Raw genomic sequence first — 26931 nt, forward strand, 5'->3', positions numbered from 1 at the left:
CAACAAATACCACGAGCCGTGATCTGCCTAAGGCATCAAATGCCCGCGACTGATCACGGCTCGTGAACACTTCTGATGGAAAGTTAGCCGCGTGGATCTCCAGGAATGGCAATGTCCGTGAATCGCATGGGCGCCCCGAAGGTGTCGTCAGGGTCGGCGATCAGGGTGTGCTCGTCCCGTCCGATGATGCGAATGCCCTTGGACTCCAAGAATGTGGAGGCCCGATCCAGATCCAGCACCTGCCAAGTGACTGCATGGCACATGTCACCGTTCTTCTCCAGATCGCGTGCGGCAATCGAATCATCAGTAGTGGGGCGGGAAAGCTCAACGATGGTGTTCTCACCTACCGACACGTAGAGATTGTGCGTGCCGGTCAGTTCAGACATGTTCTCGTGAATCAAATCGCCGCCAAGTACCTTGGTGAAGAGCTCCTGCGCCTTGTTCAAGTCGGCAACAACGACAGTTGCATAGGCCATCCGCTTGAGCCCAAGCGGATACTTCTCCCAAGCCAGGGCATCAAAATCAGCGTTGTACCGGGGATCAACAGGCATCACATGCGGGTAGAACTCCAACTGCGTATGGGTGTCCCGAGGATGGGTGAACAGCGATCCGTCTTCTGGTCGAGTCGGGAGCGCTACACCGCCATCGGTCACTACTCGCACACCGAGTTGAGTCATGGTGTCCCATGCGTCCCCTACATCGTCGATATACCAGGCAAGCGAATGCCAGTGACGTCCGAAACGGTTGTAGAAGCGACCAACCGGCATGAGTTCAGAGCCTTCGATGTCGCTTTCGGCCATGGGCTCAATGATCGCGTCGCCAATCACAATGAGCGATGCGTCGCGCTTCTCAATGGGGGAGTACCCAGCATCCATCAGCCCGCGAGTCGGATTGAAGACATCGTCATACCAAGCATCAAGCTCAGCGAGATCGTCCGAGATATGAATGATGTGAAAGAGCTTGCCGATGGTGAAGGACATGTCACTCCTCGAGGGATTGGTGGAGCTGCCATGAGGCAGCACAGTGCAGTTCAGGGTGTGTGCGCACAGTAGGGCTCCTGCAGTCAGCTGGGTGCAGGATTGGGAAATCTGCCGTTTCTGCTCTTTGCATTTGTGCAAACTTGCAGTGTGTGCAAATATTAATCCATGACAACCCCGACATTGCGGACTCCGAGCCTCCGGGATCGCAAACGCGCCCAGACTCGGGCTCGAATTGAGGACGCAGCTGTCGAACTCGTGCTGCGTGATGGTCTGGAGCACACCACTGTTCATGCCATCAGCGAGTTGGCCGAAGTCTCGCCTAGAACTTTCTTCAACTACTTCGACAGCAAGGACGGAGCAATTCTTGGCATCCGCAATGCCGCAATGGTGGAAGAACGCGTAGCTGAATTTCTGGCTCACCCCTTGTACCCGCAGCCAGTTGATGCAGTCGTCGCACTCCTGCTATCGATCTTTGACTTTCCCAGTACGCGGCTGAAGATTCGAGAGGAGCGGATGGAGCTTGTCCGGCGCTATCCCGAACTCATGACGAGTCAGTTTGAGCAATTGACGGCAACGCATGGTCAATTGGCTGGAATTGTCGCAGACATCTTGACGCGCACGTCAAATGCCAAAGCTGCTCACACTCCCGAACTCACTGGTCTGGCGACTATCACCTTGGCGATGTGTGGCACCGCGATTCGCGTTGCGATGAGTGAACTTGCTGAGCAGCACACGCATGCCGATTCCGAACGAATTCAAGCGCGGGCCGTAGAGCTCATCCGATCAACGATGGAAAGAATCTCATGAGTCAGGGCTCCATCGCGTCAATCGAGGTCACCAATCCCGATCGCAAGCACATCCTTCTGGTATTCGCCGGCCTCATGGTCGCCATGCTGCTGGCGTCTTTGGATCAGATGATCTTCAGTACGGCACTGCCCACAATTGTCGGTGATCTCAATGGTGTCGATCACATGCTGTGGGTGACCACGTCGTACATCCTGGCTTCCACCATCATGCTCCCGGTCTACGGCAAACTCGGTGACCAAATCGGTCGCAAGGGACTGTTCATCTTTGCCATCGCTGTGTTCATCCTTGGGTCGATCATTGGTGGGCTTTCAGGTGACATGACTTGGTTGATCATTGGCCGCACCGTTCAGGGTCTTGGTGGCGGCGGACTCATGATCTTGGCCCAAGCCATCATTGCCGACGTTGTTCCTGCTCGTGAACGTGGCAAGTACATGGGCATCATGGGTGGAGTGTTCGCGCTGGCCACGGTGGCCGGACCATTGCTCGGTGGCTGGTTCACCGAGGGCATCGGCTGGCGTTGGGCCTTCTGGATGAACATCCCACTCGGTCTGCTTGCGATTGCCTCGGCAATGTTCTTCTTGGATCTCCCCAAGCCTGCCAAGCGCAAGATCGATTTGGATATTGCAGGCATGGTGCTCATTGGTGTGGCATCGACATGTCTGGTGCTGACCACTAGCTGGGCCGGGAACACCTACGCCTGGAATTCGCCCGTGATCATTGGGCTCATCGCCGCAAGTGCGATTGCGATCGTCTCCTTCTTCTTGGTTGAGCGACGAGCTGCTGAGCCCATCATGCCGGTGCAGTTGTTCAAGGAACGCAATTTCAATCTGACCACCAGTGCGGGTTTGATCATTGGCATAGCAATGTTCGGTGCGATGGCCTACATGCCGACCTACCTGCAGATGGTTACCGGCGCTAACGCCACGCAGTCGGGTCTGCTGATGATTCCGATGATGGCGGGGCTTCTTGTGACATCAATTGGCGCAGGCCAGTTGGTCAGCAAGACCGGGCGATACAAGTGGCTGCCCATCACAGGCACAACCATTGTCGCGGGAAGCCTGTACCTGCTTTCGACCATGACGCCCGATACGCCCGTGCCAGTGCTGTGCGGATATCTCGCCATCATGGGCATTGGGCTCGGCATGGGCATGCAGTTGCTGGTGCTGATCGTGCAGGACACATTTCCAGCAGCAATGGTCGGAACGGCAACAGCAGCAAACAACTACTTCCGCCAGATCGGAGCTGCACTTGGATCCGCCATTGTGGGTTCGCTCTTCGTGTCACGACTTAGCGCTTCGCTCACCGAAACCTTGTCAGCTTCAGATGGCGCAGGTTCGAGCAACTCCTTCACGCCGAGCTTGGTGCAGTCACTGCCGCCGGACGTTCAAGCCATCATTGTCAATGCCTACAACGAAGCGTTGACACCTATCTTTCTCCTGCTGGTGCCAATCGTGATTGTCGCTGTCCTACTGCTGTGCTTCGTCCACGAGAAGCCGCTTTCGACCTCGATTCAACGAGACATCCTGCCTGAGTCACTTGAAATCGATGGGCGTAGCAGTGTGCTTCTGGATGACAGGCTTGACGACACTGACAACTCACGGGCCACGACATGACCGCCGAATTGGGTGTGCGTGCTGCGCGCAAGCAACTGACCAGTCAAGAACTGATTCTCGCGGCCTTTGCGTTGTTTGGTCGGCAGGGATATGACGAGACCACCGTCGAGCAGATTGCCGATCAGGTCGGCATCTCAAAGCGGACCTTCTTTCGATATTTCGCTAACAAGGAGGATTTGGTTCTTGGCAATCTCGAGCACACCGCAGCACTGCTTGGATCGGCAATGGGGGAGCGGCCGCCGACTGAGACTCCGTGGTTGTCATTGCGCCGTAGTTTTGACTTCTTCGTAGACGCGACGACGAATGAACCGGAGCGTGTCAGCAACAACATTCGCGTGGTGCGAACTTCGCCCGCTCTCAAGGCCACTCAGTTGGGCAAACTGCAGCTATGGCAGGCAGCGCTCATGCCCGAATTGACGCGACGTTTGGCGATTGGTCATTCAGACCCGGATTTGCGCGCGGCTGCGATGGCAGGGGCGGCTTTGGCATGCCTGGACGCGTCTTTGAATGCCTGGTATCTGCAATCACAGGAACGCAACCTTGGCACGATGCTGGACACGGCAATGGAAAGCGTGGCGCCGCTTGGCTAGCCAGCGTGTTCGATGTGGGCCGGACAAGTTCGGGTCTGGGCCAACAGCAGACAGTGGTGTGCAAATGTTCGTCATTTCCCGATCTGAACGCCACTTCCCCTACGCTGAGAACACAACTCTGGACTGGCCGATATGCAGCCGGAAGCCGACCACTGGGAGGGCCCGATGACATTGGCTCCCGTGCGTGCGGATGCGGCATCAAGCGTGCGCAGCAAGGGCGCCTGGGCGATCGTTGGCGCCACGTTCATCATGCTGGCGTTCAACACCGGATTTGGCTTCTATGCCCTGGGAGCCTTCAACCGCGGCTACATCGACAGCGTTGGGATGAGCGTCTCTGCCACATCTGCCGGAGCCACCATCTTCTTGCTCGCCGGCGGAATATCCGGTTTGTTTGTCGCTCGCCTCATGAAACAGGTGGGCATTCGATGGCTCCTACTGGCCGGCACCGTCGGCTCGGCCGCGTGTCTGGCCATGCTCGGAGCTGTCACCCAGGTGTGGCAGATGTGGGCCGTCTTCCTGATCTTCGGTCTGGTTTCGGCTGGCTTCTCGATGATTCCCACTTCAGCAATGGTGCTTGGAGAATTCGCCGAGGAGTCCGTCGCCCGACCCATGGCAGTGATGGCCACCGGCTTCTCGGTTGGTGGAGCGGTGCTCGCGCCGATCATCACCGCAGTTGTGCTGAGTTTCGGCATCGCCACTGCAGGCATAGCCATGGCCTTGACCTTGCTCGTCGTGATGATTCCGCTTTCGATCGCAGCCACTGGCCATGAACCGCGCATTGGCAGCGCCACATATGTTGCGACCAAGGTTGAAAAGGCGACTGGCAAGGAACAGCACGGCAGTGGTGGATGGCCGTTCTTTGGGGTCTGCATCGCCTACAGCCTGCTACTCATCACTCAGGTCTCGGTCGTCATCCATTTGCTCACTTTGGCCACCGAGCGGGGGATTGGCGGCGCCGCCATCACCTTGTCCCTGTTTGCCAGCATGGCCTTTGTTGGTCGGCTCATCGGGCTGGCGATCATGCCCCGCTTCACTCTCCGATCACTGAGTGTGGTGATGGCCGGCCTACAGGTGCTCGCGCTCTGCATCCTGGCCTTCTCCGCCGACCTCATGTGGTTGGCGATCGGAGCCGCCCTCATGGGATTGCCATCGGGCAACAATCAAGTGTTCATGCCCCTGTGGCTGCTGAATCTGTTCGGTGCGGCTCGCTACCCGACAGTCTTTGCTCGTTCGAACCTCATCACCGGATTCAGCGTTGCCCTCGGCCCGCTCTATGTCGGCGTCGTGCATGAGTCCGCTGGAAACTACCAACTGCCATTCCTGGTGCTGGCTGCCAGTGCCGTCTGCGCGGGGGTGATCATCGCGACTCTGCCGCACAAGGGAGCGACAGATCACGAAATGTCATAATGTGCATTATCGGCGTTAGAACCAACTACAGCATTAGTAATGTCATTCGCGTGGTTATCGGCTAACTATCACTTCTGTCACATCAGTCACAACGTGGCAAAGGCAACTACATAGCCCATGACCGTCATATTACCTTGAGAAAGCAGATTCAGGCGTCTATAGCCTCAGGTAGAAACCTCAGGTATGAGAAGTGCTACGGGGTACTTGAAGCGCTACGAGGACCACAAATGGCTGAAATGGACTTCACTTTCCCATTCAACTCAGTAGCACTTTGTGACGATAGATAAATCTCCTCCGATGGAATCACCTGCACATTGGAGAGTTCTCTGACTACCGCCTTCAAATCCTCATTCTGAATACTGGGCCAAACCGCAGACATTCCTATGACCATGCGCTGAGCATTGGCAAGATCATCATCTTGGGCATATTGACCAGTACCCAGTTTCGTGTCATGAGCGCCTATCTCATCCCAAGCAGTCCTGATCTGAATGCAGTCTGAACTCACTGTGTCACTGCTACACGCAGTCAGAGATAGAATCAATCCAATGCCTACGAACGAACCTAGGTTGCCAATCCTCATGGAAGAACGCTAGTCCACCATAGTGTGACTTCCTTTGAACTGCGGCTTGTCCATTGCCCTAAATGCATGCTCTTCGCGCAACGATCATCGCAAGCGAGATCAAGTACACACGGTCCAATAGAAGTGTTGATCGTCATTCACAACTCTTCCTTGTGGTCCTCAAGGTCTTCACATACACCCACTCCACGTCGCCATCTATGACCCCAGACATCAGTGAAATAGAACTCGATGGGGCCAATGGGACAGTCGGGATGTTGTGGATGTACTGGGCTGCTGGCCGCAAAGTAGTCTGAAATTGTCTGCTTAGGAACGACAGTTGAAAGCGTCTTGCAGTCAACATTCGCTTCCGCTAGGTAGACATTGACATCGTCAATTGGATAATCACCAAAGTTGGTGATCTGGAATTTGAATCGCCAGACACCGCCAGTCAGGGCTTCATGATCTATCTGAAGCGCTACGGAGCGAGCCATGGCAAGGCGCTGATCCTTTTCAGATTGGCCCTTATCTCGCTTCCAAAGGAAGACTGTGACTACCACTGCAATGAGGGCCACGAGTGTCCCTAAGGCCTGCACCCATGCCGCCGCTACCAACGCAGCATCAGACACATCGATGTGGATACCAATGTCGGGCAACCTCGGCCCTAGCCCTTGGACGACTTTGGATCTCGGCTCTTTGGATAGGTATTGCGCTCACCAATGGTGCCGTCCATCTTCTTGATGACGTGCTCCACACCGCGCTCCTGCGCCATTTCACGACCTCTTGCTTGTGCATCAGCCTTAGTTTGGGCGGTATTTGATGCCCGTTCGTTCCCTTGCGGGCGGTTCTTCCATTGACCGTCTTCGTGGTAAGTCTCGATGTCACCCTTTGCCATGACTCCCCCTAGGAATGTTGGAACATTGACTTTTTAAGGTTAGTCGAACGTGTGTTCGAAGTGGAGGCGACACGCCAGTTGGACTGAGAAATCAGTCGTCCTCACGAAATTCATGCTCCTGAACGATCCTCAGGATTTCGCCCAAGTCATCATGCAGGTAGGAATTTTCAGATATGGCGACATTCTCCCAAGACATCTCATCCTCCAGCGTGCGCAAATCCTTGAGGGTCGGCAGTGCAGGCATTCCCTTATTTGTGAAGAAGTGCGGTTCTGACCCTCCGATTCGCTCGTGAGGTGGAGCATTGAAGAGTTCCGTTAGCGACTCAAACTCCGTATCGCAATCTATGTCGAGTAAGCAGAGAAGGTCTTTCCAAGTCAGCCCAAGTGTGGTCTCGCCTTTGTCCGTTAATACCGCAAAGCGTTCAGAACTCACGTAAGCCAAGGGAAGTCCGAAGTCGTAAACCCTGAAGAATTCTGCCCAATTTGGGTCCGTCGTCTCCTTGTAGGTGGACCACAGGTTGCCAAGAATATGGTTGCTGACTTTCTTGCGCGTTGCCGTCATCTAGTGGCCCTTGCCTTTTGACTGACCAAGACTTCTGAGAATTGGAATAGCCAATTCAACCTCTCAAGTCGCAGGAGTCTCGACTTCAAGAAATTCGCCACAATGCTTGCATTTCTTGGCTACCGCCAGAATTTGTTCGCCGCAAAATGGGCATTTTTTGTCAGGACTGTTCAGAACCAATGAAGGCAACTGATTTGGGGCAAGAGTTGCCAGTCGAGGATCAGGAAGATTGGTGGCTACTTGAGCGGTGTGGACTCCTGCATTGGTATTGCCCTGCGGCCCCATGATTGCTACTACAACTGCGGCCGGAATGATGAAGAAGAATGCGATCCAGAACCAAGCTCGGTAACTCCTCCCCTTCTTCTCCGCTGCCCTGGCCACCATCTGTATCAGTTTGATGTAGCCCCAAATTAGAAGCACTGTGATGACAATTCCGATGACAATGCCTATGAAACCTGCTGCGTTCACGTCTCCCCCAATGCAACCATTTCAAAGCAGTGTAGGAACGTTACTACAGACTTTTCGTAGGAGTGTTCCTACCTTGCATGTGTGTCATATGAGCCGACAGATGCCGCCATCGCGGGGCGTGCTGTGCTTGGCTCAAGGTTGCGATCGCATCGTGAATCAAAAGGTATGACTCAAGAACGATTAGCCCTAGACGCTGGCCTTGATCGCTCATTTCTCGTTGACGTTGAGGCTGGTCATCACTCTCTGATGCTTGATCGAGTATTTGACTTGGCACACGCACTAGGTGTCAGTGCTGCCGATCTCGTTAAGTAACCCCTACGGCATCAAAGTTTAGAAATTTTCAGGGAGTATTCATACGTATTCCTAGCCATATCAGGCTCCTAGATAGTGCGGCCTTTATTTTGTGAACGGATTTACGGGGATCACAATTAGTCAGATCTGACGTTTCCCAAAGCCATCACAGTCACATTTACGCCTACCCGGGATGCAGGTAGGAAGTGATCTCAAGGGGGATTATGTGGAAGTGGCTTATACGACCGTTGTCTTTAAGTACCCCCGCCTTTGGCGGGATGCTCACTGCGTTCGCATTAATGAAGGATTTTCCTAGTCAGAAGGAAGGGGGCCCTTTTCTCTGATCATCAAAGAATCAAATTCTGCCGACCGTAGGGAGGCTCACCATGAGCGTCAGCGAATGGTGACTTGCTACATATAAGTAGAAAAATTGTAGGTACTAGATGCAGTTGTTGGAAAAGACCTAGTACCTACAAGACTGTAAAGGATTTAGACATAGTTTAGGTTTAGTCCAATGGAACAACACAATTTAAGACTTAGTCACAGAAGTGAATGGAAATCCCAAGATCATCGTTTGTACTCGACTTACGCAGACCCGTGGTGGCAACTTTCACTTGCGACCCGTACTCCTAGCCCCTTGCTTAAACATTCCAACAACTGCATGCGCATCGCAGCAAAACCATTGCTACTAAAGCCATTATACAGGAATTTGAGACAAAATGTCTGGGCCCAATTCTTGGTTCATGGCTGTCGCGGGGTACTCGAAAGCGTGTCTCTCAACTGCCTCAAGAATGGGTTCGCTTCTCATTAGTGCTTGCCATCTTGACTCGTGGATCTCTTCTTGAATTGCTAGGAATATTGCTTCCTCGTTTGAAATGGGCTTCATTCACATACCTGACTTCTATCCTTTAGGTCCCTTCCTAAAGCGACATAACCAAGGGAGACCACGATCTATTGCTGCTCGTAGATTGATTCTCTGAGGAGTGAGGCTACAACGCTCTGAACACTCAGATATCGGTCAATTCGCTAGTCGAATTATAGCAGAAATATTGTGCACTCACAATGCCCAGAACACAAGAAAGACCTTTGTTTGCAAGGACTTTCTCCGCCTTCATTACACAATCTTGCTTAGATCGACGTGGATGGTCGCGGCAGCCAATTCCTTCGCAAGTAGGAGTTTCCATACGCCTTCGGAGTCAAGCCCGACGTAGACGATTCCATCAACATCTGAGGGCTTTTCGATTCCATCATCAAGAAGCACGACAACTCTGGAACGTCCCAAAGCAGCGAAGAAGAAGCCCATTTCGAATACCACGTTCTGGCGACCGCGAAGCATGAGATCGGAGTCAGTTCCCTTGTGTCGGCCCTCGTCATCAGCAGTCAGAATCACGACTGCAAAGGCCGCTGATCCAGCATGATCTTCGAACTTCTCGATCAAAGTTCGACCACGATTGGGCTGTTCATGCAATATCACGACCTCGCGGCCTGTCGCTTGCTCCAGCATTCGAGCAACCTCGACCTTGCGCACATCGTCCGAGCCGTGCACTAGAAAGATGGAGCCATCCATCGGGCGCTCAATGGATGTATCCTGCGGTGGATCGAGGGATTCTTTCTCCCAAAGTGGGAGTCTGTCCGCAATCGACGTCAGTTGCCTGAGGTAGTCGTCAATTTCGCTCCGAAGATCATCGACTCGCTGATTGACCGTTAGTGGCTCTCCGAAACCCCCTATCGAGAAGTGGGTTCGATACAACTCTGCGCTATTGATGCCTAGCAACTTGGAGATCAATGCTCCATTGAATTCGTGCCATGTCTGGACTTCATTCTCCAAACGGTCGAGCACAACGCTATTCATCCTTGACGACAACTGACTCTTCAATTGCTCGCCCTTGAGTTTCTGGGCGTCAATTTTTGTCTTCGCGGATTCAAGCGATCCAATAAGAATGGGGCTCCTAGGTTCATCACTCTTTGAGACAGCCCTCTTAGCCATCCATGGATCTTGTCAGACCGGATGCACTGTCACAGATTTGGACGCCGTGTTGCGGCATGTCTATTTGGGGCTGCTCAATTCAATCGAGCCAGTCTCATGCAACCGATTTCATTCGCCTCTTGGCCATCTGTATCTTCTTGATGGCCTTTTCGACCTCATCAAGATCCTGACCAGATAGACGAATCTGTAAGTGGCTATCCCCACTTCCCAAATTGAGAATGACAAATAGGTCAGAGTCCGTGGTCACTCGGCATTGTGTCCAGTTTCGTGTTGCGGTTGCTATTTCTACGTGTGCCCTCATACGTCATTTCCCTTGGTATATAAGGCAAATGGTCCCTACTAATGTGCATTATCGGCGGTTAGTTATCAGCCATTCACGCATAGAGACACACCTCAGGCTGCCAAGGAACGGTGAATCACGATGTCGCCACCACCGGTGCGGGCACGAACTTCAATCTGGGGCTCGGCATTGCCGGGCTGGCTTGCGGACTCAAGGCTGTTGCGCACAAGGCCATAGTGGGCCAGGACGTCCAGCCAAGCGGCCGTACCTTCGCGAATACCGATATCCACAGAGCCGGCTGCTGTGCGGATATTCGCCGAACCGGCAGACAGTTCAGCGATCCGGATACTTCCGGCGGCCGAGCCCGCAGTGAGACTTCCATAGGACTGCCCAATTGCGACGTCACCTGACGCTGTGCGGATGTGGGCGCCCTGCTCCAGAACGCCCAAGTCGATTGGTCCATTGGAGTTCCGGATGACTGCCGAGCCCTTGATCCTGCCCAGACGAATCACGCCGGTCCCCGTGGAGACCTTTGCGTCTCCGACGATGTGATCTGCGAACACATCACCCATACCGGACTTCACGATGAGTGAGCCGACATGATCAATGCGAACCTCGCCCATCCCAGTTCTGATCTCAGTGCCAGTGAGTTGGCCCTCGCAATGCACGGCGCCCATTCCAGTGACGGCTTTGAGCGAGGATCCACTTGGCAGTTGGATCTCCACGATGAGCGCCCCATCGTTCTTGCTGGTGAATCGGCGCCAAGTCTTGACGGCGCGCACTGTCAATGCCGAACCGGCATATTCGACGGTCGCGTCCCTAGCGGCCTGCACATCCGCAGGCCGAGATTCGTCTCGGGGATGAACCAGGACCACGGTGTCGAATCGATCGCTGGCTGTGATGGTGATGTCCCCCATTCCTACTTCAATGTTTGCAGAGATCGGATTGGGTGTCTGGAATGTTGGCATGCTGCTACCTCTTCCTGGATGTTGATGGTGGGCCACTAGCGGACCCATCCGGTGAAGGACTGTCCGGAACTTGCCGGCGCTATCGCTGGGCGAGGTGACCCGCTGCTTGCATTTGTGATCACTCGAACAAGCCAGGCGTTGACCGAAAGGGTCTCGCGGCCGGCTGCCTCCTCAATGCGCTGCTTGAGCTGTTCAGACAGCCGCAGAGTCACGCGCGCTGGAGTGCCGTCCTCGCTGTCACCTGCCAGAGCCATTTCGCCGGCGGCAGATTCAGAATGTGGAGACCACGATTGGGCAGGAGCCGGCACCATCACGGTGAACTCGGGCTCGCGGCCCCGCAATCGCACCTCAACGGAACCTGGCGCCAGATCGATCGTGATCTCCTGAGCCGCCGCGCTCAGCACCTCCAGCAGCATCAGATGAACGGCCGAATCAATACCGGCGGTCATTCGTTCAGCAACAGCCCGGCCGTCAGGCCCGCTGAGTTCTGCTGAGGTCAGCAGCTGATCCCGAAGCTCGTCTATGAAGGGTTGAAGATGCATGACGTCATTATGACACTATAGTGATGTCATTGTCAACAACATTGACGTCACTCCCCCTGTGATATCTCCAATAAGGAGTCTCCATTGGATTCCCTGAGCCTGCAGTCCACGCATCATGGCCTGGGAATGTGCAGCGGCCAGGCTGCGCGAGCGCGCCCGTGCTGGGTGCAGGATTCTTCTCTTGCGCAGGAGGTCATTGCTAGGACTTGGCTCGCACTCGGTTGTTGCGGGGATTGTGCTCGAGCTCGACTAGCCCCAACTCCTCGAGCAAGGGTGGCAAGTACATGCCAAAGCGACCGCGATAGCCCTTGCGCAATCCATACCAGCCGCCCACTGGATTGTCGGCTGATCGACCCCACGCCTCAACTGTTCCCTCTGCAGCCTCCTTGTTCTCGTCGGCCGCACCCAAGGCGATCCAATCGCCATGTGCAAGCAGCATCGCGTGCAGATCCGCAATTGCGCTCGCCTGGTACTTCAAGGTTGTCGATCCGACCACGCACACCAGTTCGGCAGGGTCAACTGAGTCGTCGCGGTACATCGTGTAGGCAGAAGATCCAGGCGCGGTCGTCAGCTGCCAAGGATCCTGCGCAGTGCCTGTTCCCGTCACGGTGCACACCTCTCCGCAAGGATCTAATCGCGCTCCCCGACGTTGCGCAGCCTTTTGGTCTGACCGCGGTTCTTCTTGGCACTGATGCGTCGCTCCTGTGAGGCACGTGTTGGTCGTGTTGCGCGCCGCGCCTTGGGATCTGGAGCTACCGCCGCAGCCATTGTCGACACCAGGCGTTCCTCTGCGAGGCGTCGATTCTGCAACTGTGATCGTTGTTCTGACGCAGCGATTACCAGGCAGCCGTCAGTCAGGCGAGACGCGAGGCGTCGCACAGCGCGAGTGCGCATGAATGGCGACAGGCTGCGCGAATTCGCAACATCAAAGATCAACTGCACTCGCGAATCTGTGGTGTTGACACTCTGCCCTCCCGGGCCCGAAGACCGAGAGAACTTCCAGGACAACTCGGCCCGGGGAATCGAGAGATTCACGTTGATGAAGAGTTCGTCGTCCACTCAGCAAGCATTGCGCATGCTGTGTGAAGTGGCGCTACGGGCGGCGCCCAAGCATGTCCAGGAGCCGCATCTGCAAGGGCGCATCCTCGGCAACCGCCCCGCTGGGGCCTTCACCGAATACGCCGGTGGCAACGAGATGCCCAGCGGTCGGCGACAGGGTTTCCCAGAGACTGGAAACAATCATCGGGTTGAGTTCGAGCTCGCCGCCAGTTGCCCGGGCAAGGTCCCAGGCGTGGATGGTGAGATCTACCAAGCGGAATCCGAACAACCGCGCGCCAGGCAGATCACCCGCGGGGTGCGGAACAATCTTCTCGAATGCTCCGGGCGCCGCAAACGCTCCCCGTTGCGCAGCTGCGCTCTCGTCGAATGCCTTCAGTGGGTCTGTGTCAGCCTCCGAAGCTGCCATCGCTGCGATGCCCTCTTCCCGGGATCCTCCGCCCAGCAGCACCACCGACATCCGATTGGCGCCGATGACGTGATCGATCAGCGCTCGCACAGACCAATCCCCAAGATCGGTGGGCAACTCCCACTGAGCGGGAGTGATGGGCGCCAAACGCGCACGAAACTCAAGGCTGGCTGCGTCAAGGGGGGCAAGTTGATCCATGCGTTGACACTAATCAGTCATCCGCCCGGAATATGAGGATTCATGAGTTCTGTCATCCCTTGCGTGCGACTAGCTCCCATTGCTGGCCATCTCCAGCAGGGTGTTCGCCGTATTCCAGTTACGCGCAGTGCCACCGATCTTCGGGCTGGATATTTGCCGCGCAAATTTGCTCGTGCCAATACCGTCGGGCGTGTACAGGTAGATGAAACGTCCCATCACCTCCGCGAAATCCTCGCAGCCGGTGGTTTGCGCCTCAGCGACCGCAGCATCGATCTGCGCTATCCGCTGTGCCTCGACATTCTTCTCGAACACGATGCAGTGCAGCGCTTTGGCAGGTGCACCCTGTGGAACGGGCCATTGGTTGATCGCTCGAGCCAACTCCTCAGTAGAGAGCGCAACTGTCGGCACCTTGAGGCCGAACTCCGATGCGATGGTCTCTTCCACGAGGGAGGCGACCTTGGCTGGGCTCAGTTTGGACTTGCAGATCACATTGCCAGACTGGATGTACGTGCGGACGTCCTTGAGTCCGGCTTCAGTCAGGACCTCGCGCAATGAAGCCATGGGTAATTTGTTGCTGCCTGCGACATTGACGGCCCGTAGCAGCACAATCACCACACCCTCAGCAGCCACTTGAGCACCTCTCTTAGCGTCAATCTCGGTGTGCAATTCGCCCCGCAGATGGCGGGCTCGGTGACACACTTGCTCCCTCTCGAAGGAGCTTGCATGTCTGTCTACACGATTTCGCACATCAACATCAATGTGGCCGATCTTGATGCCTCTGTGCACTTCTATATTGATGATCTCGGACTCAATCTCGTGCGTCGCGTGGGTGCGCCCTCGGAGAGCAAGGACGTTCCGAGCAGCGAAACCGCAATCATCAACACCGGCGAGCGAGGAGTCAGCCTTGAGAACATTCAATATGACCTCGGCGCTCTTGAATCCTCGGTTCCGCCCACGGCGCCATCACTGGGAGTCATCGGCTTGCATCTGGAGTTGACCAGACGCGAGCTTGATGGATCCCAACTGGTGGATCCCGATGGCGTGCTCGTTGGGGTCAGCGCGTCTGATCGCAACCGCATTGCAGGGGTCGATCTGCTCGTGGCGAATGTGGACGAGACAAGACGACACTGGAAGCAGTCACTTGATCTGCAGTTTCTGGATGCGCCCGAAGGCAGCGACTACGACGCATTTGTCGAAGTACGCAGTTCGCAGGATCAATTCCGGATCACGATCAAGCAAGCCGACCTCCCGGCCGAGCACACGTCGGGCTATCAGCTGGGAGCTCGGAGGTTGGCCTTCACTGTCGATGATGTCGAGCAGTCATACTCGCGCGCGATGGCTGATGGCGCTCGATCAGAGTCCGCTCCTGCTCAATTTGAACTGGGCCCAGTCAAAATGATCGCCGGACTGTGGTTTGACCCCAATGGCGTGGTGCTGCAAGGCCTGCAATTCATCAAGGAACCGAAGGTCTGAGTCAGGACAGCTCGTCGATGATGGCGAACAACTGTGGAAGCACTTCGGCGAAGGCCTCGTATGTGGCCAACTCAGCAATCTCCTCGCGCGTGAACCAGCCGGCGGCCTGATTCTCCCAATGCAGTTCCGACGGCGGTGAGAACTTCTCTCGCACCTCAACTACCACGGTTGTATACGCCCAGGTCTCGTGCACGTGCTGCGCGTGGTCTCCCAGCACGATGATGTCGATGTCCAGTTCTATCTCTTCCTGAAATTCGCGCAGGGCACCTTGAACAGGGGTCTCCCCCGCTTCCAGCGCTCCCCCTGGCAGAGCCCACTGGCTGCGTCCGCCTTCGACGTTGTCGCCCCGTTGGGCCAGGAAGAATGACTCGTAACCATCGGCATCCACGTGCCGAATGAAGATCCCCGACGCTCCGTGGAGCCCCCAACGGCGCTGTCCATCGGGGAAGAAGACAAAGCCATCCCCGCTGCCGCCCCATGGGACCGGCACATAGACCGGTGTGTCCTTTTGCACTGCCTCGGCAGCAAACTGCTGGTGCCAATCCACGACAGGAGCCTAGGACCTGGGCAGGCCGTTTGTGTCAGGCTCAGACGATACGGTTCATGCATGGCTGCCCGTCGCTCCCGGAGTCTGGTGCTGGCCTTTGTCGCAACAAGCATTCTTTTGGTCTGGAATCTGTTTCACGACCGTTTTCTCGGATCCTTGGTAGCAACTCTTGTGTGCTTCGCCTTGGCGGGGTCCTTTGGGGCGCAAGCTATTCGTCTTGCCTGGCTCTCTCCCAAAGCTGAGGCTGCCACTCCTCGTTTGTAACGATTTCTTGATCGTTTCTTTACGTAATCGTGATGGTCTTATCGCACGTCGCGCGGAATATTGAGAGTGCGCAGATGTTGAACTCAATTGGAACCAATGCAGTGGCATCTGCGTCAGATGCTCAACAGTTTGGGCCATGAGAGCGAAGGAGCACGACGATGAACGAGACTTCAATGCGCGGTTCGCGAATTGGTGCGCTGAGCTATGAAAACGACCTCCATGTCGTTCCACCTGCAACGACTCCGCTGCAGTACGTATGCCCAGAGGGACACATCACCGTCGTTCCATTCTCGATCGAAGCCGAGGATATCCCCCGCACGTGGGGTTGCCGTTGCGGCCGGGAAGCGACAGCTTCCAGTGAGCTGGACAACATGGCCTCAACGGACGTCAAGGAAGCACGTTATGTGCGCACCCATTGGGACATGCTGCTTGAGCGTCGTTCTATAGCCGAACTGGAAGAACTTCTCAACGAGCGTCTTGCTCTTCTGCACGGACACGAGATACCGGTTCTGAAATCTGCTTAGCCGTCTCGCTCAACTGAGCGGGTATTGAAGGGGTCGTCATTCTCATGAATGACGACCCCTTCAACGATGTCACCACTGCCACCCCAGCTACGAACACGCCAATTCATTCCACCTGATGGCGTATTGAGATTGGTGAATGGTGCCGCAAGACGTGCTTGCACTCCGGGCACGAACAGCAGCAGGGCAGCGATATCGGTCCAAAATCCGGGGATCATGAACAGCACTCCACTCAGCATGCGGAAGGTGATGGCCCGGCTTGGCGCCGCACTCCTTTTGGCTGCAGCCAGCGCAGCTCGTCCCGCGTTGCGAAAGACCATCCAGCCGATCGGTATGCCGATGAAGGAGATGAACAGTGCCCATCCCCAGCCAAACCAAGTGACGAAGAAGAAGAAGGTGACGATCTCCAGCAATGGATAGCCGAAGATCACCAGGCGACGCAGGAAGGCCATTACTTCCCTCGTTCAGCGGCCGCACGCCTTCGCTGGGCCTTACGTCGCAAGCGCGTCACGCGATCATCGAAACCCCAGACAGTTACCCGCCAAAGCGCTTCAACCACGATGCGCTGACTCATCTTGCTGGTGCCTGCCGTGCGTTCCACAAAGGTGATGGGCACCTCTTTGACTCGGAGCTTTCGCTGGGTCGCTCGCCAGGCGAGGTCTACCTGGAAGCAATAGCCCTGAGAGGCGACTTCATGGAGATCCAGTTGGCGTAGCGCGTCAGCCCGGAAGGCTCGATAGCCACCGGTGGTGTCATGAATTGGGATCCCCAAGAGGATGCGCGAATACAGACTGCCGCCACGCGAGAGCAATTCGCGGCCCTTTGACCAATTCTCAACCTCGCCCCCATCAACCCAGCGTGAACCAAGAACCAGGTCGGCATCTTGCAAGGCATCCAGGAGGTCTGGCAGCTGTTCAGGCTGATGCGAACCGTCAGCGTCCATCTCCACCACGACGTCGAATCCCTCTTGCAGGGCCCATGCAAAGCCAGCCAGATAGGCAGCGCCGAGGCCTTCCTTGCCAAGCCGGTGCATGACATGGACCTGCGCGTCCAACGAGGCAATCTCTTGGGCGAGTTCACCGGTGCCATCGGGCGAATTGTCATCCACGATCAGGATTTCCGCGCTCGCAACACTTGCACGAACGCGAGCCACGATGGGCCTGACAGTGTCGATCTCATTGAAGGTGGGGATGATGACCAGAATGCGGCCAAGGTCCTCGATGCTCATTCCGCCAGCCTATGTCGGCTTTGAACCCGCAGTCTGCCGACCCGCACCATCAGGAAAAGCGCCAAGATCACACTCGCCCAAGCCCAGACGGCGGCCAGCGGACGACCGATCGCAGCGCTTGGGTTCTGAGTCCCGCGCAGTGCCACCTCCTGTACGGCTGAACCCACCTCACCTTCACCAATCTGCGTAGTGATGCTTCCATCTGGAGCTATGAACGCACTCACGCCGGTGGTAGCAGCAACCACAACACTTCGGCCAGTTTCCAGGGCTCGAAAGCGTTCGATCTGCAATTGCTGAATCGGCTGCGAAGTGCCTTCGTATGTCGCGTTGTTGGTCTGGACCGTCAAGACACGAGCACCACCATCGATGAGCGGATCGATGACAGTGTTGTAAGCGATCTCAAAGCAGATCACGTCGCCTATCTGCAGGCCATTGATGTCGAACAGTCCAGGCGTGCTGCCAGCAGCAAAATCCCTCGTGATGCGTGCAAAGCGATCAAAGAGATGAGCAATTGTTGAGCGGAAGGGAATGTACTCGCCAAAGGGCACGGGGTGCGTCTTGCTGTACGCCTGCCCCGGTCCGGTCAGTGGATCCCAGAGGATGCCCTGGTTCCAAACAGAAGTCGGATCTCCGGGCACATTCACGATCGCTCCCACGAGTACGGGCGTATCGATTGCGCGCACACTTGTGCCAATTGCCGCGGCCGCGGCCATGTCCACATACGGGTCAAGGTCAGACGCATTCTCAGGCCACAGCACGAAGTCGGGCTTCTCCTGCACCCCAAGGGCCACGTCTCTTGCCAGCAGCATCGTCTGCCGCACGTGATTGTCGAGCACTGCCCTGCGGACGTCCATCGCGCCAAGCCCGCTCTGCGGGGTTCCGCCCTGCACCACGGCAATGCGCGCAGTGGCCGGGCCACCAACACGGTCACCTTGGGTAGGCGGAGTGAGCAGTAGCGGAAGCATCACGATGGCTACCGCGAGACCACCCCAGCCAAGAGCGCCTTTCAGATCTCCGCGGTGAATACCCAATGCGAGCGCAACGACTGCACTGGCGCACAACACGATCGCGCCACTTGTGCCCAGTGCGCCAGTGATCATCGAGAGTCGGCCAAAGCTGGTGTCCACCTGCGCGAATGCAAGATTTCCCCAGGGAAAGCCTCCAAAGGGAAAGGTGCCACGAAGCCACTCCTGAGCAACCCACATGCCTGCCACCCAGAGCGGCCAGGCCGGCAGCCTGCTGAGCAAAGCGATACCCGCGCCCATCAGCGCGAAGTAGCTGGCGCAGACAAGTGACAGCAATATCCAGGCATCAATGCCCACAATGGTGAGCCAGTGCAAGAGCATGAGGAAGAAGACGCTCGCGGAGATGAAAGCCAGCACGGCTGCTCGCACGGGGCTCGAGCCCACCAAGACTCCTACGAGCACTGCTACTGCCGGTAGCGCCATCCAGCCCACGGCCATGGGCGGGAATGCCAAACTCAGCGCTGCGCCACTGATGACGGCCAGTAGCACACGAGTGGCGAAGTCGAGATGCTTGTGTGAGCGGTGATCTAGCGCAACTTGCGAGGCTTGACTAGTCGACAATGACGAGTTCGCGTGTCTGATTGTTCATCGATTCCACACCGCTTTCCGTGCACACGACGATGTCTTCAATGCGTGCGCCAAATCGACCTTGGTCGTAGAAACCTGGCTCGATACTGAAGGCCATGCCTGGTTCGAGTGCCAGCGAATTGCCCTGCATGATGTAAGGCTCCTCGTGCGTCTGCATGCCGATGCCGTGACCCGTGCGATGGATGAATTGTTCGCCCAGACCAGCTTCCGACAGTCGATCGCGGGCTGCGCTGTCGATCTGTGCGCACGTCACTCCGGGAGCTGCCAGGGACGATGCTTGATGTTGCGCTTGGAACAGCTGTGCGTACTTCTCCAGGTATTCGGTCCCCGGATCGCCCACCGAGTACATGCGGGTGCAGTCGCTGCAGTATCCGTCGGGCATAGTGCCGCCGATATCGACCACCACCGAATCGCCATGCTCAATAACCCGGTCGGAAAGCTCATGGTGTGGGCTGGCTCCATTGGGACCCGCCGCGACAATGACAAAGTCCACACTGACATGTCCGACGGCGATGATGAGCTCGGCTATGTCACGCCCCACTTCACGTTCGGTACGGCCAGCCCGCAAGAGGCTTGGCACACGCGCATGAACGAGATCGATTGCTGCACCGGCTCGTCGCAGAGCGTCAATCTCACGGGAGTCCTTGCGCATCCTGATGGGCTCAATCAGCGGTCCGGCAGCGGTCTGTGCTGCATCGGGCATTGCATCGCGCATGCGCAGGACCTTGGAAGCCCACATATGGTCATCGATGGCAACGCGTCTCGCCGACGGAATGAGATCTGCTACCCGGGCGTAGGAGTTCTCCATCTCATTGCACCCGATGATCGGGATCCCCATCGTGCCGATCGGGCTCACTAATGCTGCGGGCACTTCAAGAGATGGCACGACGATGACTGGATCGCCATCGGCCGGCAGCACCAGGCATGTCAGTCGTTCGAGCGCTTTGGCGTCGTAACCGGTGAGATAGCGAAGATCGGCACCCGGCGTCACAAGTACGGCGTCGATGCCAGCCTGTCGTGCGGCCGTTCGAACGCGATCCATGCGCGAGATGAAGTCGGCGGGACCGAAGCTTGCTTCCATCAGCACAATCTAAGGCATACCTGCTGCCAAGATGCTGTCATGCGCACTGGTCCGGTCCTGCTGCTTGACTCAGCCTCCCTGTACTACCGAAGCTTCTACGCTTTGCCTGACTCCATGAAGGCGCCGGACGGACGTCCGCATCAGGCGCTACGCGGCTTCTTGTCCATGCTGAACGCTTTTCATGAGCAATTCTCGCCTTCAGGCATCGTGGCCTGTTGGGATGCCGACTGGCGACCTGAGTGGCGGGTTGAGTTGATGCCCTCGTACAAGGCCCACCGAGTGGCGCGAGTGATGCCGGATGGCAGCTGGCAGGAAGAAGAGCCTGATGAGCTGACTCCCCAAGCACAGGCACTGGCTGAACTGCTGGACGCTGCGGGAATCGCCCGCGTAGGCCTCGCTGACTATGAGGCCGACGATGTGCTGGCCAGTCTCGCCTCATCGATTCCAGGACCGATCGTTGTCATCTCAGGTGATCGCGACCTGGTGCAGCTTGTCGACGACGCTGCAAAGACACAGGTGTTCCTCGCCGTGAACGGTGGTATGCCCAAATGGCCCTTGCTTGATGCGCAAGGTGTGGTCGCTCGCTATGGAGTGCGGGCCGACCAGTACGTCGACCTGGCCATCATGCGCGGAGATCCGTCCGACGGTATCCCTGGAGTGCCGGGTATCGGCCAGAAGACAGCTTCGGCTCTGCTGCATGAATACGGGAGCCTTGACGGGATTCTCGACGCTGCCAAGGGCCCAGCAAAATCACCTCTGACTCCTCGCATCCAAGGTCTGCTGCTGGAGCATGCTGACGAGGTGCGCACTGCACGAACAGTGGCTACTGCTGTCCGCGATCTCCACGTGCAAGTTGATCCTGCGGTTCCCGAACGAGCCAGGGATGGCGTCGGAGTTGCAAGGATCGTTGAGCAGTGGGGACTGCAACGATTCATCCCCGACTGGTTCCCGGCTTAGACCTTTGCGACCGAGGCAACGACCCCCCGATTGACCAGATCTGCAGCTTTTGCAGCAGTGAATCGAAGTGGATGATCAGTTGGCACGGCCTGAGAGATTTGACCCAGCAGGTCGATGACCTGACGAGACCAGCGAACGAAGTCGCCGGCTGTCAGATCCTCGCGAGTCAGGATTGAATACAAACTGTTGCCCTGACACCAGCGGTAGACCGGCCACACAAAGCCGGAATCCATCATTCTCGTGGCGTGCAGGCCGTGCCCGGCTTCAATCTCATGGATGTCGGACCACATGCTCTGCATCTCTTCAAAAGCCGAGCGGATCGGACCATTGGGGACCTTGGGCGCATCGTCCTCTGAACTGCGCGCCTCGAAGACCAATGTTGAGCACACAGCTGCCAGCTCGGCGGGGGTGAGCTGATCCCATGTGCCTGAGCGAAGACACATGGCGGTCAGGAGGTCTGCCTCGGTGTACAAGCCCATCAAGAGTTGTCCCTCTTCAGTGACTTTGGCCTGGTCGTCCGCTGAGGTCAGGTAGTCAAGTTCCACGAGCACTTCACAGATTCGATCGAAGTGGCGCGCGATTGAATTTGTGCGACCTTCAACTCGGCGCTCCAGCTCGTGGATCTCTCGCTGCGCGCGGTGGTAGCGCTCTGCCCAGCGCGCGTGCTGCTCGCGGTCATTGCATCCGTGACATTCGTGCTGACGCAATTGAGAACGTAGCTGTGTCACCAGCTCGTCCTCATTGCGCACATGCTTGTGCTTGGCCCCTCCAGCGCGATCGCCAGCAATTTCTCGCAGCGAAGAGGCAAGATCGCGTCGCGACTGGGCATTGCGAGCCGAGAAGGTCTTGGGGATGCGGAGTCTGCCGACGATTTCAAACAGCGGATTGACTTCAAGGCTGGAGATTCTCAGCACCTGTCGTTCTGAAGTCAGCACCAATGGCCGCGGATCGGATGCATTGCCGTCAAAACCGGTATCCAGTACTACTGCCGGCCCGGCTCGCCTTCCGGCGGGAATGATGATCACATCCCCTGGCTTCAGTGATCGCAGAATGTCGCTGGCGCTCTCGCGGCGCTGCGCTGCAGCTGATCGGTTGACATCTTTTTCGCGCCGCGAGATCTGCTCCCGCAAGGCGGAGTACTCGACAAAGTCGCCCAGGTGGCAAGCCATCGCATCGCGGTAGCCGTCCAGACCTTCCTCCAGACGACGAATCTGAGTAGCAAGTCCGACAACAGAACGATCAGCCTGGAACTGCGAGAAGGATGTTTCCAGTACCTCTCTGGCCGTGTGGCGTCCTAGACGCGAGACAAGATTGACAGCCATGTTGTACGAGGGCTGAAAGGAGGATCGCAAGGGATAGGTACGTGTGGATGCCAGACCGGCTACTGCCCGAGGGTCAAGGCCCTCCTGCCACAGCACTACTCCATGGCCCTCAATATCGATGCCACGTCTACCTGCGCGACCGGTGAGTTGGGTGTACTCCCCCGGGGTCAGCTCAACGTGGGTCTCGCCATTCCACTTGACCAATTTCTCCAAGACCACGGAGCGCGCGGGCATGTTGATACCCAAGGCCAGAGTCTCAGTTGCGAACACCACCTTGATGTAGCCCCGTTGGAACAGCGTCTCAACAACTTCCTTGAATGCAGGGAGCAGACCGGCGTGGTGCTCGGCAATGCCTCGCTCCAGTCCGTCCAGCCAGTCATCAAAACCCAAGGCCAAGAGATCGTCATCAGGAAGATGTCGCGTTGCCTCAAGTGCATACTCGCGCACTTCATCGCGCTCATGCTTGGAGTTCAATCGCAATCCCGCGGCTAGACATTGCTGAACCGCATCATCACAACCCTTGCGACTGAACAGGAAGTAGATAGCCGGGAGCAGTCCGGCGCCCTCCAATTGCGAGACAACATCACTTCGATACGGCGTCAAACCGTTGCGTCTGCGTGCATTGCGATCGGGCCGTCCGCCTTTGCGTCCGGGATCCCGACCCAGCCGCTCGAGTTCAGGATTGACTACTTCTTGCGCATCGTCGACGAAGAGGTCGTACATCCGGTGCCCAGCGATCACGTGCTGCCACAAGGGAACCGGGCGATGCTCTTCAACAATGATGTCGGTTTCGCCTCGGACGGTGGAAAGCCAGGCGCCAAACTCCTCAGCGTTGCTCACTGTGGCAGACAGCGCGGCAATGCTTACTGACTGAGGGAGGTGAATCATCACCTCCTCCCAGACTGCACCACGAAAGCGATCAGCCAGATAGTGCACTTCGTCCATCACCACGTAAGAGAGGTTGTTCAGGGTGCTGGATTGCGCGTAGAGCATGTTGCGGAGAACTTCCGTGGTCATCACAACAATCGACGCTTCACTGTTGATCGACGTGTCGCCGGTCAACAGACCGATGTGCTCAGTGCCGAAATGATCGACCAGGTCGTGGTACTTCTGATTTGAGAGCGCCTTGATTGGCGTGGTGTAGAAGCACTTGCGGCCTGCCTGAAGCGCCAGATAGACAGCGAATTCACCGACTACGGTCTTGCCAGCGCCGGTTGGCGCTGCGACCAGCACGCTGCGTCCGCGCTCCAAGCTCGCGCATGCTTCCCGTTGGAAATCGTCGAGACCAAATGAGTAGTCCGCTGCAAAGGCCTGCATGAGTGGTGTCCGGGCACGTTCGCGCGAGGCGGCATATCGCTCTGCAGGACTACTCGTCATTGTCATCCAGATTCAGCGGTGAGATCTCATCATCGCCCAAGTCGGAGAAATCGCCATTGCGGGCGCGCTTGCGCGCGCGCCTTTTGTCATTCAGAAGCGAGAAGCAGATCGCAAACGTCACCAACAGCAGAATTGGGCCCGCAAGCAGACTCATGTTGATCGGATCTCCGGTGGGCGTGGCAACTGCCGCGAAGATGAAAATAATGAAAATGATCCAACGCCACCAGCCCAACAGGCGCTTGCCGGTGAGGATTCCGGCCATGTTCAAGGCAATCAGCACCAAGGGGGCCAAGAAGCCCACGCAGAAGACGAGCACCATGCGTAAGAAGAATGACAAGTAGCGATCCACGGACACGATGTTGGCGACGCCATCGGGCGTGAAGCCAAACAGGAGGTCCAAGCCAATTGGCAACACCGAATACGCGACGAAGACTCCCGCTAGGACAAGCGGAAATGCGACCGCCACGAAGCCAAGCGCCCAGCGGCGCTCATGCTTGTGCAATCCGGGGGTGATGAAGCGCCACAGTTGGTAGAGCCACACGGGTGCGCTCAGCAGCAGACCTGCGACCGCGGCAACCTGCAGCTGGAGCACGAAGGGGTCGGCTACCCCCGTCAAAGCCAAAGTGATCTCTCGACCCTGTTCCTTTGCTTCGGCAACGACGTCGTTGAAAGGCGCGCTGATCCAGGCAAACAACTGGGGATAGAAAAACCAGCCAATGACCATGCCAATGATCACGGCAATTGCTGACTTCACCGTGCGCGAACGCAGTTCGCGAAGGTGCTCCGTCAGCGGCATTGCCACTGATCGGTCGGTACGGGACATCCAGGCGGCTACTCGTCAGTCGTCTTCTTGACTGCAGCATCCTCAGGGGTCGGGTCAGATTCGGTGAGGCCCTTTGTTTCAGCCTTGAAGATGCGCAGGGAGCGGCCAAGTCCACGAGCTGCATCGGGAAGGCGCTTAGCCCCAAACAGCAAGGCGATGACCAAGACGATGATCAGGATCTCAGGTGCGCCAAAACTCTTGAACATCAACCAGTCCTTCGTAGGGGAATATGGTCAAGAGTACGACGAGAGGGCCGCGAGTGCTGCATCCGCCACCCACTGTCTGGCTTCTTGAGGGGAGATGACCTGCATCTGCCCCGCAAGTGACAGTACGACCCGGTTGAGCCATTCCAGGTCCTGATACGCCAGTTCAGCCTCAAAGCGCCCGTCGGTCAACTCCACGACGTTCGTCAAGGGATAGATGTCCAAGGCCCAGCGACTGCTGGGAGCAATGCGTACCTGCGCTGTGAGTACTTTGGCCGAAGCAGTGGTGCCGGGGCTTTCAGAGGTGTCGGACTCCCCCAGTTCGGCGGACAAAATGCGATCGACCCTGAATGTTCGTATCGCCTCAGCCCGCTGGCAGTAGGCCTCGAGATAGAGCCGGCCTTCAGTGGTGACGATCTGTTTGGGGTGCACGACTCGCTCGGTCACCGCGTCGTCTGTTCGCGCCGCGTACACGATGTGAAGGGTCCGCTTGTCTGTCAGGGCAGTATCAATGGCATCGAGCACTGCTGTTGTCACACCGCTTTCCACCATGACGCCAGCTGAAGCAGCCGGAGCGCCCAAGGCCACTTCCAGGCGAGAGATCACCTTGTGCAAGGTGGCTCTATCATGCGTTCCCGGAACCTGGAGCAGCAGTCGCAGCGCCACAAGCAGGGACATGATCTCGTCACCGCTCAAGCGCAGCGGACGATCCAACGTCTGCGGATCGATGACATGAATGCGACCGTCATCCCAGAACTGGATGTCAACCAGTTGATCTGGTCCGTGACCCGGAAGTCCACACACGACCAAGAGCCACAGGTCCTTCTCGCACTGTTCAACTGAGATGCCAAAGTGCTCAGCGGCTTCCTTGATACTGACGCCGTCGTGAGCGACCAGCCACGGAACCATGGTCATCAAGCGTGACAGGCGCGAACCGGAATCGCTCATGCGTTCGCCCCCGCGTGGGATTCCACGACAGTCATCAGTGCCTGCATGACCTTGGTGCGGACGTCGGGCGGTTCAAGGACTGCAACGCCTGCCCCTGCCGCACACAGTTGCGAGATCAGGACATCCTCAGAGATTGCCGTGACCAAGAGCTCAACATCCTGAAAGGGATCGCCTGAGAAGTCATTTGCTGCCCGCAATTGAGCTCCCTGGCCCGCCTTGATCAGCACTCGTGCCCGCGCGGGATTCTCGGCTTCAGCGCCTCGCACAATCTCTGCCAGATCAATGCCATTGGGCCGGCCATGCTCGATTGGGCGAGCTGTGAGCGTGACGGATCCGCTGATGCGTGAGACCCGAAACGTGCGTCGCTCATCTCGATCCAGGTCGTGCCCCACGAGATACCACTGGCCGTCGTGGGCAATGACTCCCCAAGGGTCCAAGCTGCGCAGAACCGCTTGCTCATCTTGCCTACCGCGGTAGTCAAACGTCACAACCCTCTGCTCACGCAGTGCAGCCATAAGCGGAAGCAGGGCCGCATCGGTTGCTGTCATGCGGACGTCATTGAATTCGCGCAATTCAGGGGCATCGCCCGAAATTGACTCAATCTTGCGAAGGGCCGTGATGGCTGGGGCTTCAAGCACGGCTGCCTGCCAGGTGGCAGCCGCCAGCGCAATGACAGCAAGCTCATCAGCATCGAAGGTGAGCTCTTCATTCGTCAATTGGCGACGGATGACATAGCCCTCAACATCACCACTGGCATCCAGCACCGTCTCAACGGGAATGCCCATGCTGCGCAGCGCATCCTTGTCGCGCTCGAACATGCGTTCAAAGGCCACTTCTGATGCATCACCGCTATACCCGGCCACGGCGCGCCGGATCTCGGATCTGGGCACTGGCCTCGGCGATCCGAGCAAGCAGAACACCACATTGAGCAAACGCTCAGTGCGATCGACACGAGCCAAGGGTGC

General features: G+C 57.0%; 31 protein-coding genes. 9 read left to right on the forward strand and 22 right to left on the reverse strand.

The features are described from left to right. Positions 1-83: 83 nt before the first annotated feature. Positions 84-980, reverse strand: coding sequence for a hypothetical protein (locus Q8M73_08960; GenBank protein MDP2288676.1), 897 nt, complete (start codon positions 978-980; stop codon positions 84-86). 165 nt (positions 981-1145) lie between these two features. Between Q8M73_08960 and Q8M73_08965 the strand changes: the two genes are divergently transcribed. The 4 genes from Q8M73_08965 to Q8M73_08980 all read left to right on the forward strand — a co-directional run bounded on the left by Q8M73_08965 (position 1146) and on the right by Q8M73_08980 (position 5397). After that, positions 1146-1787 (forward strand): TetR/AcrR family transcriptional regulator, encoded by a 642-nt coding sequence (locus Q8M73_08965; protein ID MDP2288677.1) that lies wholly within the window; start codon positions 1146-1148, stop codon positions 1785-1787. Then, positions 1784-3400: an MDR family MFS transporter gene (locus tag Q8M73_08970; protein MDP2288678.1), complete on the forward strand. Its 1617-nt coding sequence runs from the start codon at positions 1784-1786 to the stop codon at positions 3398-3400. The genes Q8M73_08965 and Q8M73_08970 overlap by 4 nt, the downstream gene beginning before the upstream one ends. Beyond that, positions 3397-3990 carry a TetR family transcriptional regulator gene (locus Q8M73_08975; protein ID MDP2288679.1) on the forward strand — a complete coding sequence of 198 codons (594 nt, stop codon included), beginning with the start codon at positions 3397-3399 and terminating at the stop codon, positions 3988-3990. The genes Q8M73_08970 and Q8M73_08975 overlap by 4 nt, the downstream gene beginning before the upstream one ends. A 165-nt stretch (positions 3991-4155) precedes the next feature. Next, the gene (locus tag Q8M73_08980; GenBank protein ID MDP2288680.1) at positions 4156-5397 is read left to right on the forward strand and encodes an MFS transporter; all 1242 of its coding nucleotides are present in this window, start codon (positions 4156-4158) and stop codon (positions 5395-5397) included. A 717-nt stretch (positions 5398-6114) separates the two neighbouring features. On the opposite strand, the gene Q8M73_08985 is transcribed toward Q8M73_08980, so the two are convergent. From Q8M73_08985 to Q8M73_09000, 4 genes are all read right to left on the reverse strand, one after another. Beyond that, positions 6115-6582: a hypothetical protein gene (locus Q8M73_08985; protein MDP2288681.1), complete on the reverse strand. Its 468-nt coding sequence runs from the start codon at positions 6580-6582 to the stop codon at positions 6115-6117. 35 nt (positions 6583-6617) lie between these two features. Next, positions 6618-6848, reverse strand: coding sequence for a DUF2188 domain-containing protein (locus Q8M73_08990; protein ID MDP2288682.1), 231 nt, complete (start codon positions 6846-6848; stop codon positions 6618-6620). Between the two features lie 91 nt (positions 6849-6939). Beyond that, complete coding sequence (locus tag Q8M73_08995) at positions 6940-7410, reverse strand: hypothetical protein (protein ID MDP2288683.1); 471 nt, start codon at positions 7408-7410, stop codon at positions 6940-6942. 63 nt (positions 7411-7473) lie between these two features. After that, positions 7474-7878, reverse strand: a complete 405-nt coding sequence (locus Q8M73_09000) for a zinc ribbon domain-containing protein (protein ID MDP2288684.1) — start codon at positions 7876-7878, stop codon at positions 7474-7476. 123 nt (positions 7879-8001) lie between these two features. Here Q8M73_09000 and Q8M73_09005 point away from each other — a divergent pair, with 123 nt between their 5' ends. Then, a complete protein-coding gene (locus tag Q8M73_09005) occupies positions 8002-8190 on the forward strand; it encodes a helix-turn-helix transcriptional regulator (protein MDP2288685.1) in 189 nt (62 codons plus the stop codon). A gap of 1093 nt (positions 8191-9283) precedes the next feature. Here Q8M73_09005 and Q8M73_09010 read toward each other — a convergent pair. The 7 genes from Q8M73_09010 to Q8M73_09040 all read right to left on the reverse strand — a co-directional run bounded on the left by Q8M73_09010 (position 9284) and on the right by Q8M73_09040 (position 14239). After that, positions 9284-9736: a nucleotide-binding protein gene (locus Q8M73_09010; protein ID MDP2288686.1), complete on the reverse strand. Its 453-nt coding sequence runs from the start codon at positions 9734-9736 to the stop codon at positions 9284-9286. A gap of 813 nt (positions 9737-10549) precedes the next feature. Then, positions 10550-11404: a DUF4097 family beta strand repeat-containing protein gene (locus tag Q8M73_09015; GenBank protein ID MDP2288687.1), complete on the reverse strand. Its 855-nt coding sequence runs from the start codon at positions 11402-11404 to the stop codon at positions 10550-10552. Between the two features lie 35 nt (positions 11405-11439). Continuing rightward, positions 11440-11946 carry a hypothetical protein gene (locus tag Q8M73_09020; GenBank protein ID MDP2288688.1) on the reverse strand — a complete coding sequence of 169 codons (507 nt, stop codon included), beginning with the start codon at positions 11944-11946 and terminating at the stop codon, positions 11440-11442. A gap of 199 nt (positions 11947-12145) precedes the next feature. Next, complete coding sequence (locus Q8M73_09025) at positions 12146-12553, reverse strand: hypothetical protein (GenBank protein MDP2288689.1); 408 nt, start codon at positions 12551-12553, stop codon at positions 12146-12148. A 23-nt stretch (positions 12554-12576) separates the two neighbouring features. After that, entirely contained in the window at positions 12577-13005 is a 429-nt protein-coding gene (gene arfB / locus Q8M73_09030) for an alternative ribosome rescue aminoacyl-tRNA hydrolase ArfB (GenBank protein MDP2288690.1), read from the reverse strand. A 34-nt stretch (positions 13006-13039) separates the two neighbouring features. Then, on the reverse strand, positions 13040-13609 hold the full coding sequence (locus Q8M73_09035; protein MDP2288691.1) for a TIGR03086 family metal-binding protein: 570 nt from the start codon (positions 13607-13609) through the stop codon (positions 13040-13042). A 69-nt stretch (positions 13610-13678) separates the two neighbouring features. Then, on the reverse strand, positions 13679-14239 hold the full coding sequence (locus Q8M73_09040; GenBank protein ID MDP2288692.1) for a DUF1697 domain-containing protein: 561 nt from the start codon (positions 14237-14239) through the stop codon (positions 13679-13681). 93 nt (positions 14240-14332) lie between these two features. Here Q8M73_09040 and Q8M73_09045 point away from each other — a divergent pair, with 93 nt between their 5' ends. Beyond that, positions 14333-15082, forward strand: a complete 750-nt coding sequence (locus tag Q8M73_09045) for a VOC family protein (GenBank protein MDP2288693.1) — start codon at positions 14333-14335, stop codon at positions 15080-15082. A gap of 1 nt (position 15083) precedes the next feature. Here Q8M73_09045 and Q8M73_09050 read toward each other — a convergent pair whose 3' ends face one another. Further along, the gene (locus Q8M73_09050; GenBank protein MDP2288694.1) at positions 15084-15629 is read right to left on the reverse strand and encodes an NUDIX domain-containing protein; all 546 of its coding nucleotides are present in this window, start codon (positions 15627-15629) and stop codon (positions 15084-15086) included. Positions 15630-15689: 60 nt separating this feature from the next. On the opposite strand from Q8M73_09050, the gene Q8M73_09055 reads away from it, so the two are divergent. Both Q8M73_09055 and Q8M73_09060 read left to right on the forward strand, forming a co-directional pair. Next, the gene (locus Q8M73_09055) at positions 15690-15893 is read left to right on the forward strand and encodes a hypothetical protein (protein ID MDP2288695.1); all 204 of its coding nucleotides are present in this window, start codon (positions 15690-15692) and stop codon (positions 15891-15893) included. Positions 15894-16051: 158 nt separating this feature from the next. Beyond that, positions 16052-16417, forward strand: a complete 366-nt coding sequence (locus Q8M73_09060; GenBank protein MDP2288696.1) for an RNA polymerase-binding protein RbpA — start codon at positions 16052-16054, stop codon at positions 16415-16417. Here Q8M73_09060 and Q8M73_09065 read toward each other — a convergent pair. The 4 genes from Q8M73_09065 to Q8M73_09080 all read right to left on the reverse strand — a co-directional run bounded on the left by Q8M73_09065 (position 16414) and on the right by Q8M73_09080 (position 20336). After that, the gene (locus tag Q8M73_09065) at positions 16414-16866 is read right to left on the reverse strand and encodes an FxsA family protein (GenBank protein ID MDP2288697.1); all 453 of its coding nucleotides are present in this window, start codon (positions 16864-16866) and stop codon (positions 16414-16416) included. The genes Q8M73_09060 and Q8M73_09065 overlap by 4 nt on opposite strands. After that, entirely contained in the window at positions 16866-17642 is a 777-nt protein-coding gene (locus Q8M73_09070; GenBank protein ID MDP2288698.1) for a polyprenol monophosphomannose synthase, read from the reverse strand. The genes Q8M73_09065 and Q8M73_09070 overlap by 1 nt, the downstream gene beginning before the upstream one ends. Then, positions 17639-19156, reverse strand: a complete 1518-nt coding sequence (gene lnt / locus Q8M73_09075) for an apolipoprotein N-acyltransferase (protein ID MDP2288699.1) — start codon at positions 19154-19156, stop codon at positions 17639-17641. The genes Q8M73_09070 and lnt overlap by 4 nt, the downstream gene beginning before the upstream one ends. Positions 19157-19217: 61 nt before the next feature. Next, positions 19218-20336, reverse strand: coding sequence for a Xaa-Pro peptidase family protein (locus Q8M73_09080; protein MDP2288700.1), 1119 nt, complete (start codon positions 20334-20336; stop codon positions 19218-19220). A gap of 39 nt (positions 20337-20375) precedes the next feature. On the opposite strand from Q8M73_09080, the gene Q8M73_09085 reads away from it, so the two are divergent. Further along, a complete protein-coding gene (locus Q8M73_09085) occupies positions 20376-21293 on the forward strand; it encodes a 5'-3' exonuclease (GenBank protein ID MDP2288701.1) in 918 nt (305 codons plus the stop codon). On the opposite strand, the gene Q8M73_09090 is transcribed toward Q8M73_09085, so the two are convergent. Genes Q8M73_09090 through Q8M73_09110 form a run of 5 tightly spaced genes read right to left on the reverse strand, consistent with a single transcriptional unit; the run spans position 21290 to position 26925 of the window. Continuing rightward, positions 21290-23998: a DEAD/DEAH box helicase gene (locus Q8M73_09090; GenBank protein MDP2288702.1), complete on the reverse strand. Its 2709-nt coding sequence runs from the start codon at positions 23996-23998 to the stop codon at positions 21290-21292. The two genes, Q8M73_09085 and Q8M73_09090, sit on opposite strands and share 4 nt — an antisense overlap. Then, entirely contained in the window at positions 23982-24815 is an 834-nt protein-coding gene (gene tatC, locus Q8M73_09095; GenBank protein MDP2288703.1) for a twin-arginine translocase subunit TatC, read from the reverse strand. The genes Q8M73_09090 and tatC overlap by 17 nt, the downstream gene beginning before the upstream one ends. Before the next feature lie 8 nt (positions 24816-24823). Further along, a complete protein-coding gene (tatA, locus tag Q8M73_09100) occupies positions 24824-25021 on the reverse strand; it encodes a Sec-independent protein translocase subunit TatA (GenBank protein ID MDP2288704.1) in 198 nt (65 codons plus the stop codon). Positions 25022-25048: 27 nt separating this feature from the next. After that, positions 25049-25966: a WYL domain-containing protein gene (locus Q8M73_09105; GenBank protein ID MDP2288705.1), complete on the reverse strand. Its 918-nt coding sequence runs from the start codon at positions 25964-25966 to the stop codon at positions 25049-25051. Beyond that, positions 25963-26925: a WYL domain-containing protein gene (locus tag Q8M73_09110; GenBank protein MDP2288706.1), complete on the reverse strand. Its 963-nt coding sequence runs from the start codon at positions 26923-26925 to the stop codon at positions 25963-25965. The genes Q8M73_09105 and Q8M73_09110 overlap by 4 nt, the downstream gene beginning before the upstream one ends. Positions 26926-26931: the final 6 nt, after the last annotated feature.

The organism is Actinomycetota bacterium (assembly GCA_030684515.1).
In the GTDB taxonomy this organism is placed as follows: domain Bacteria; phylum Actinomycetota; class Actinomycetes; order S36-B12; family S36-B12; genus UBA11398.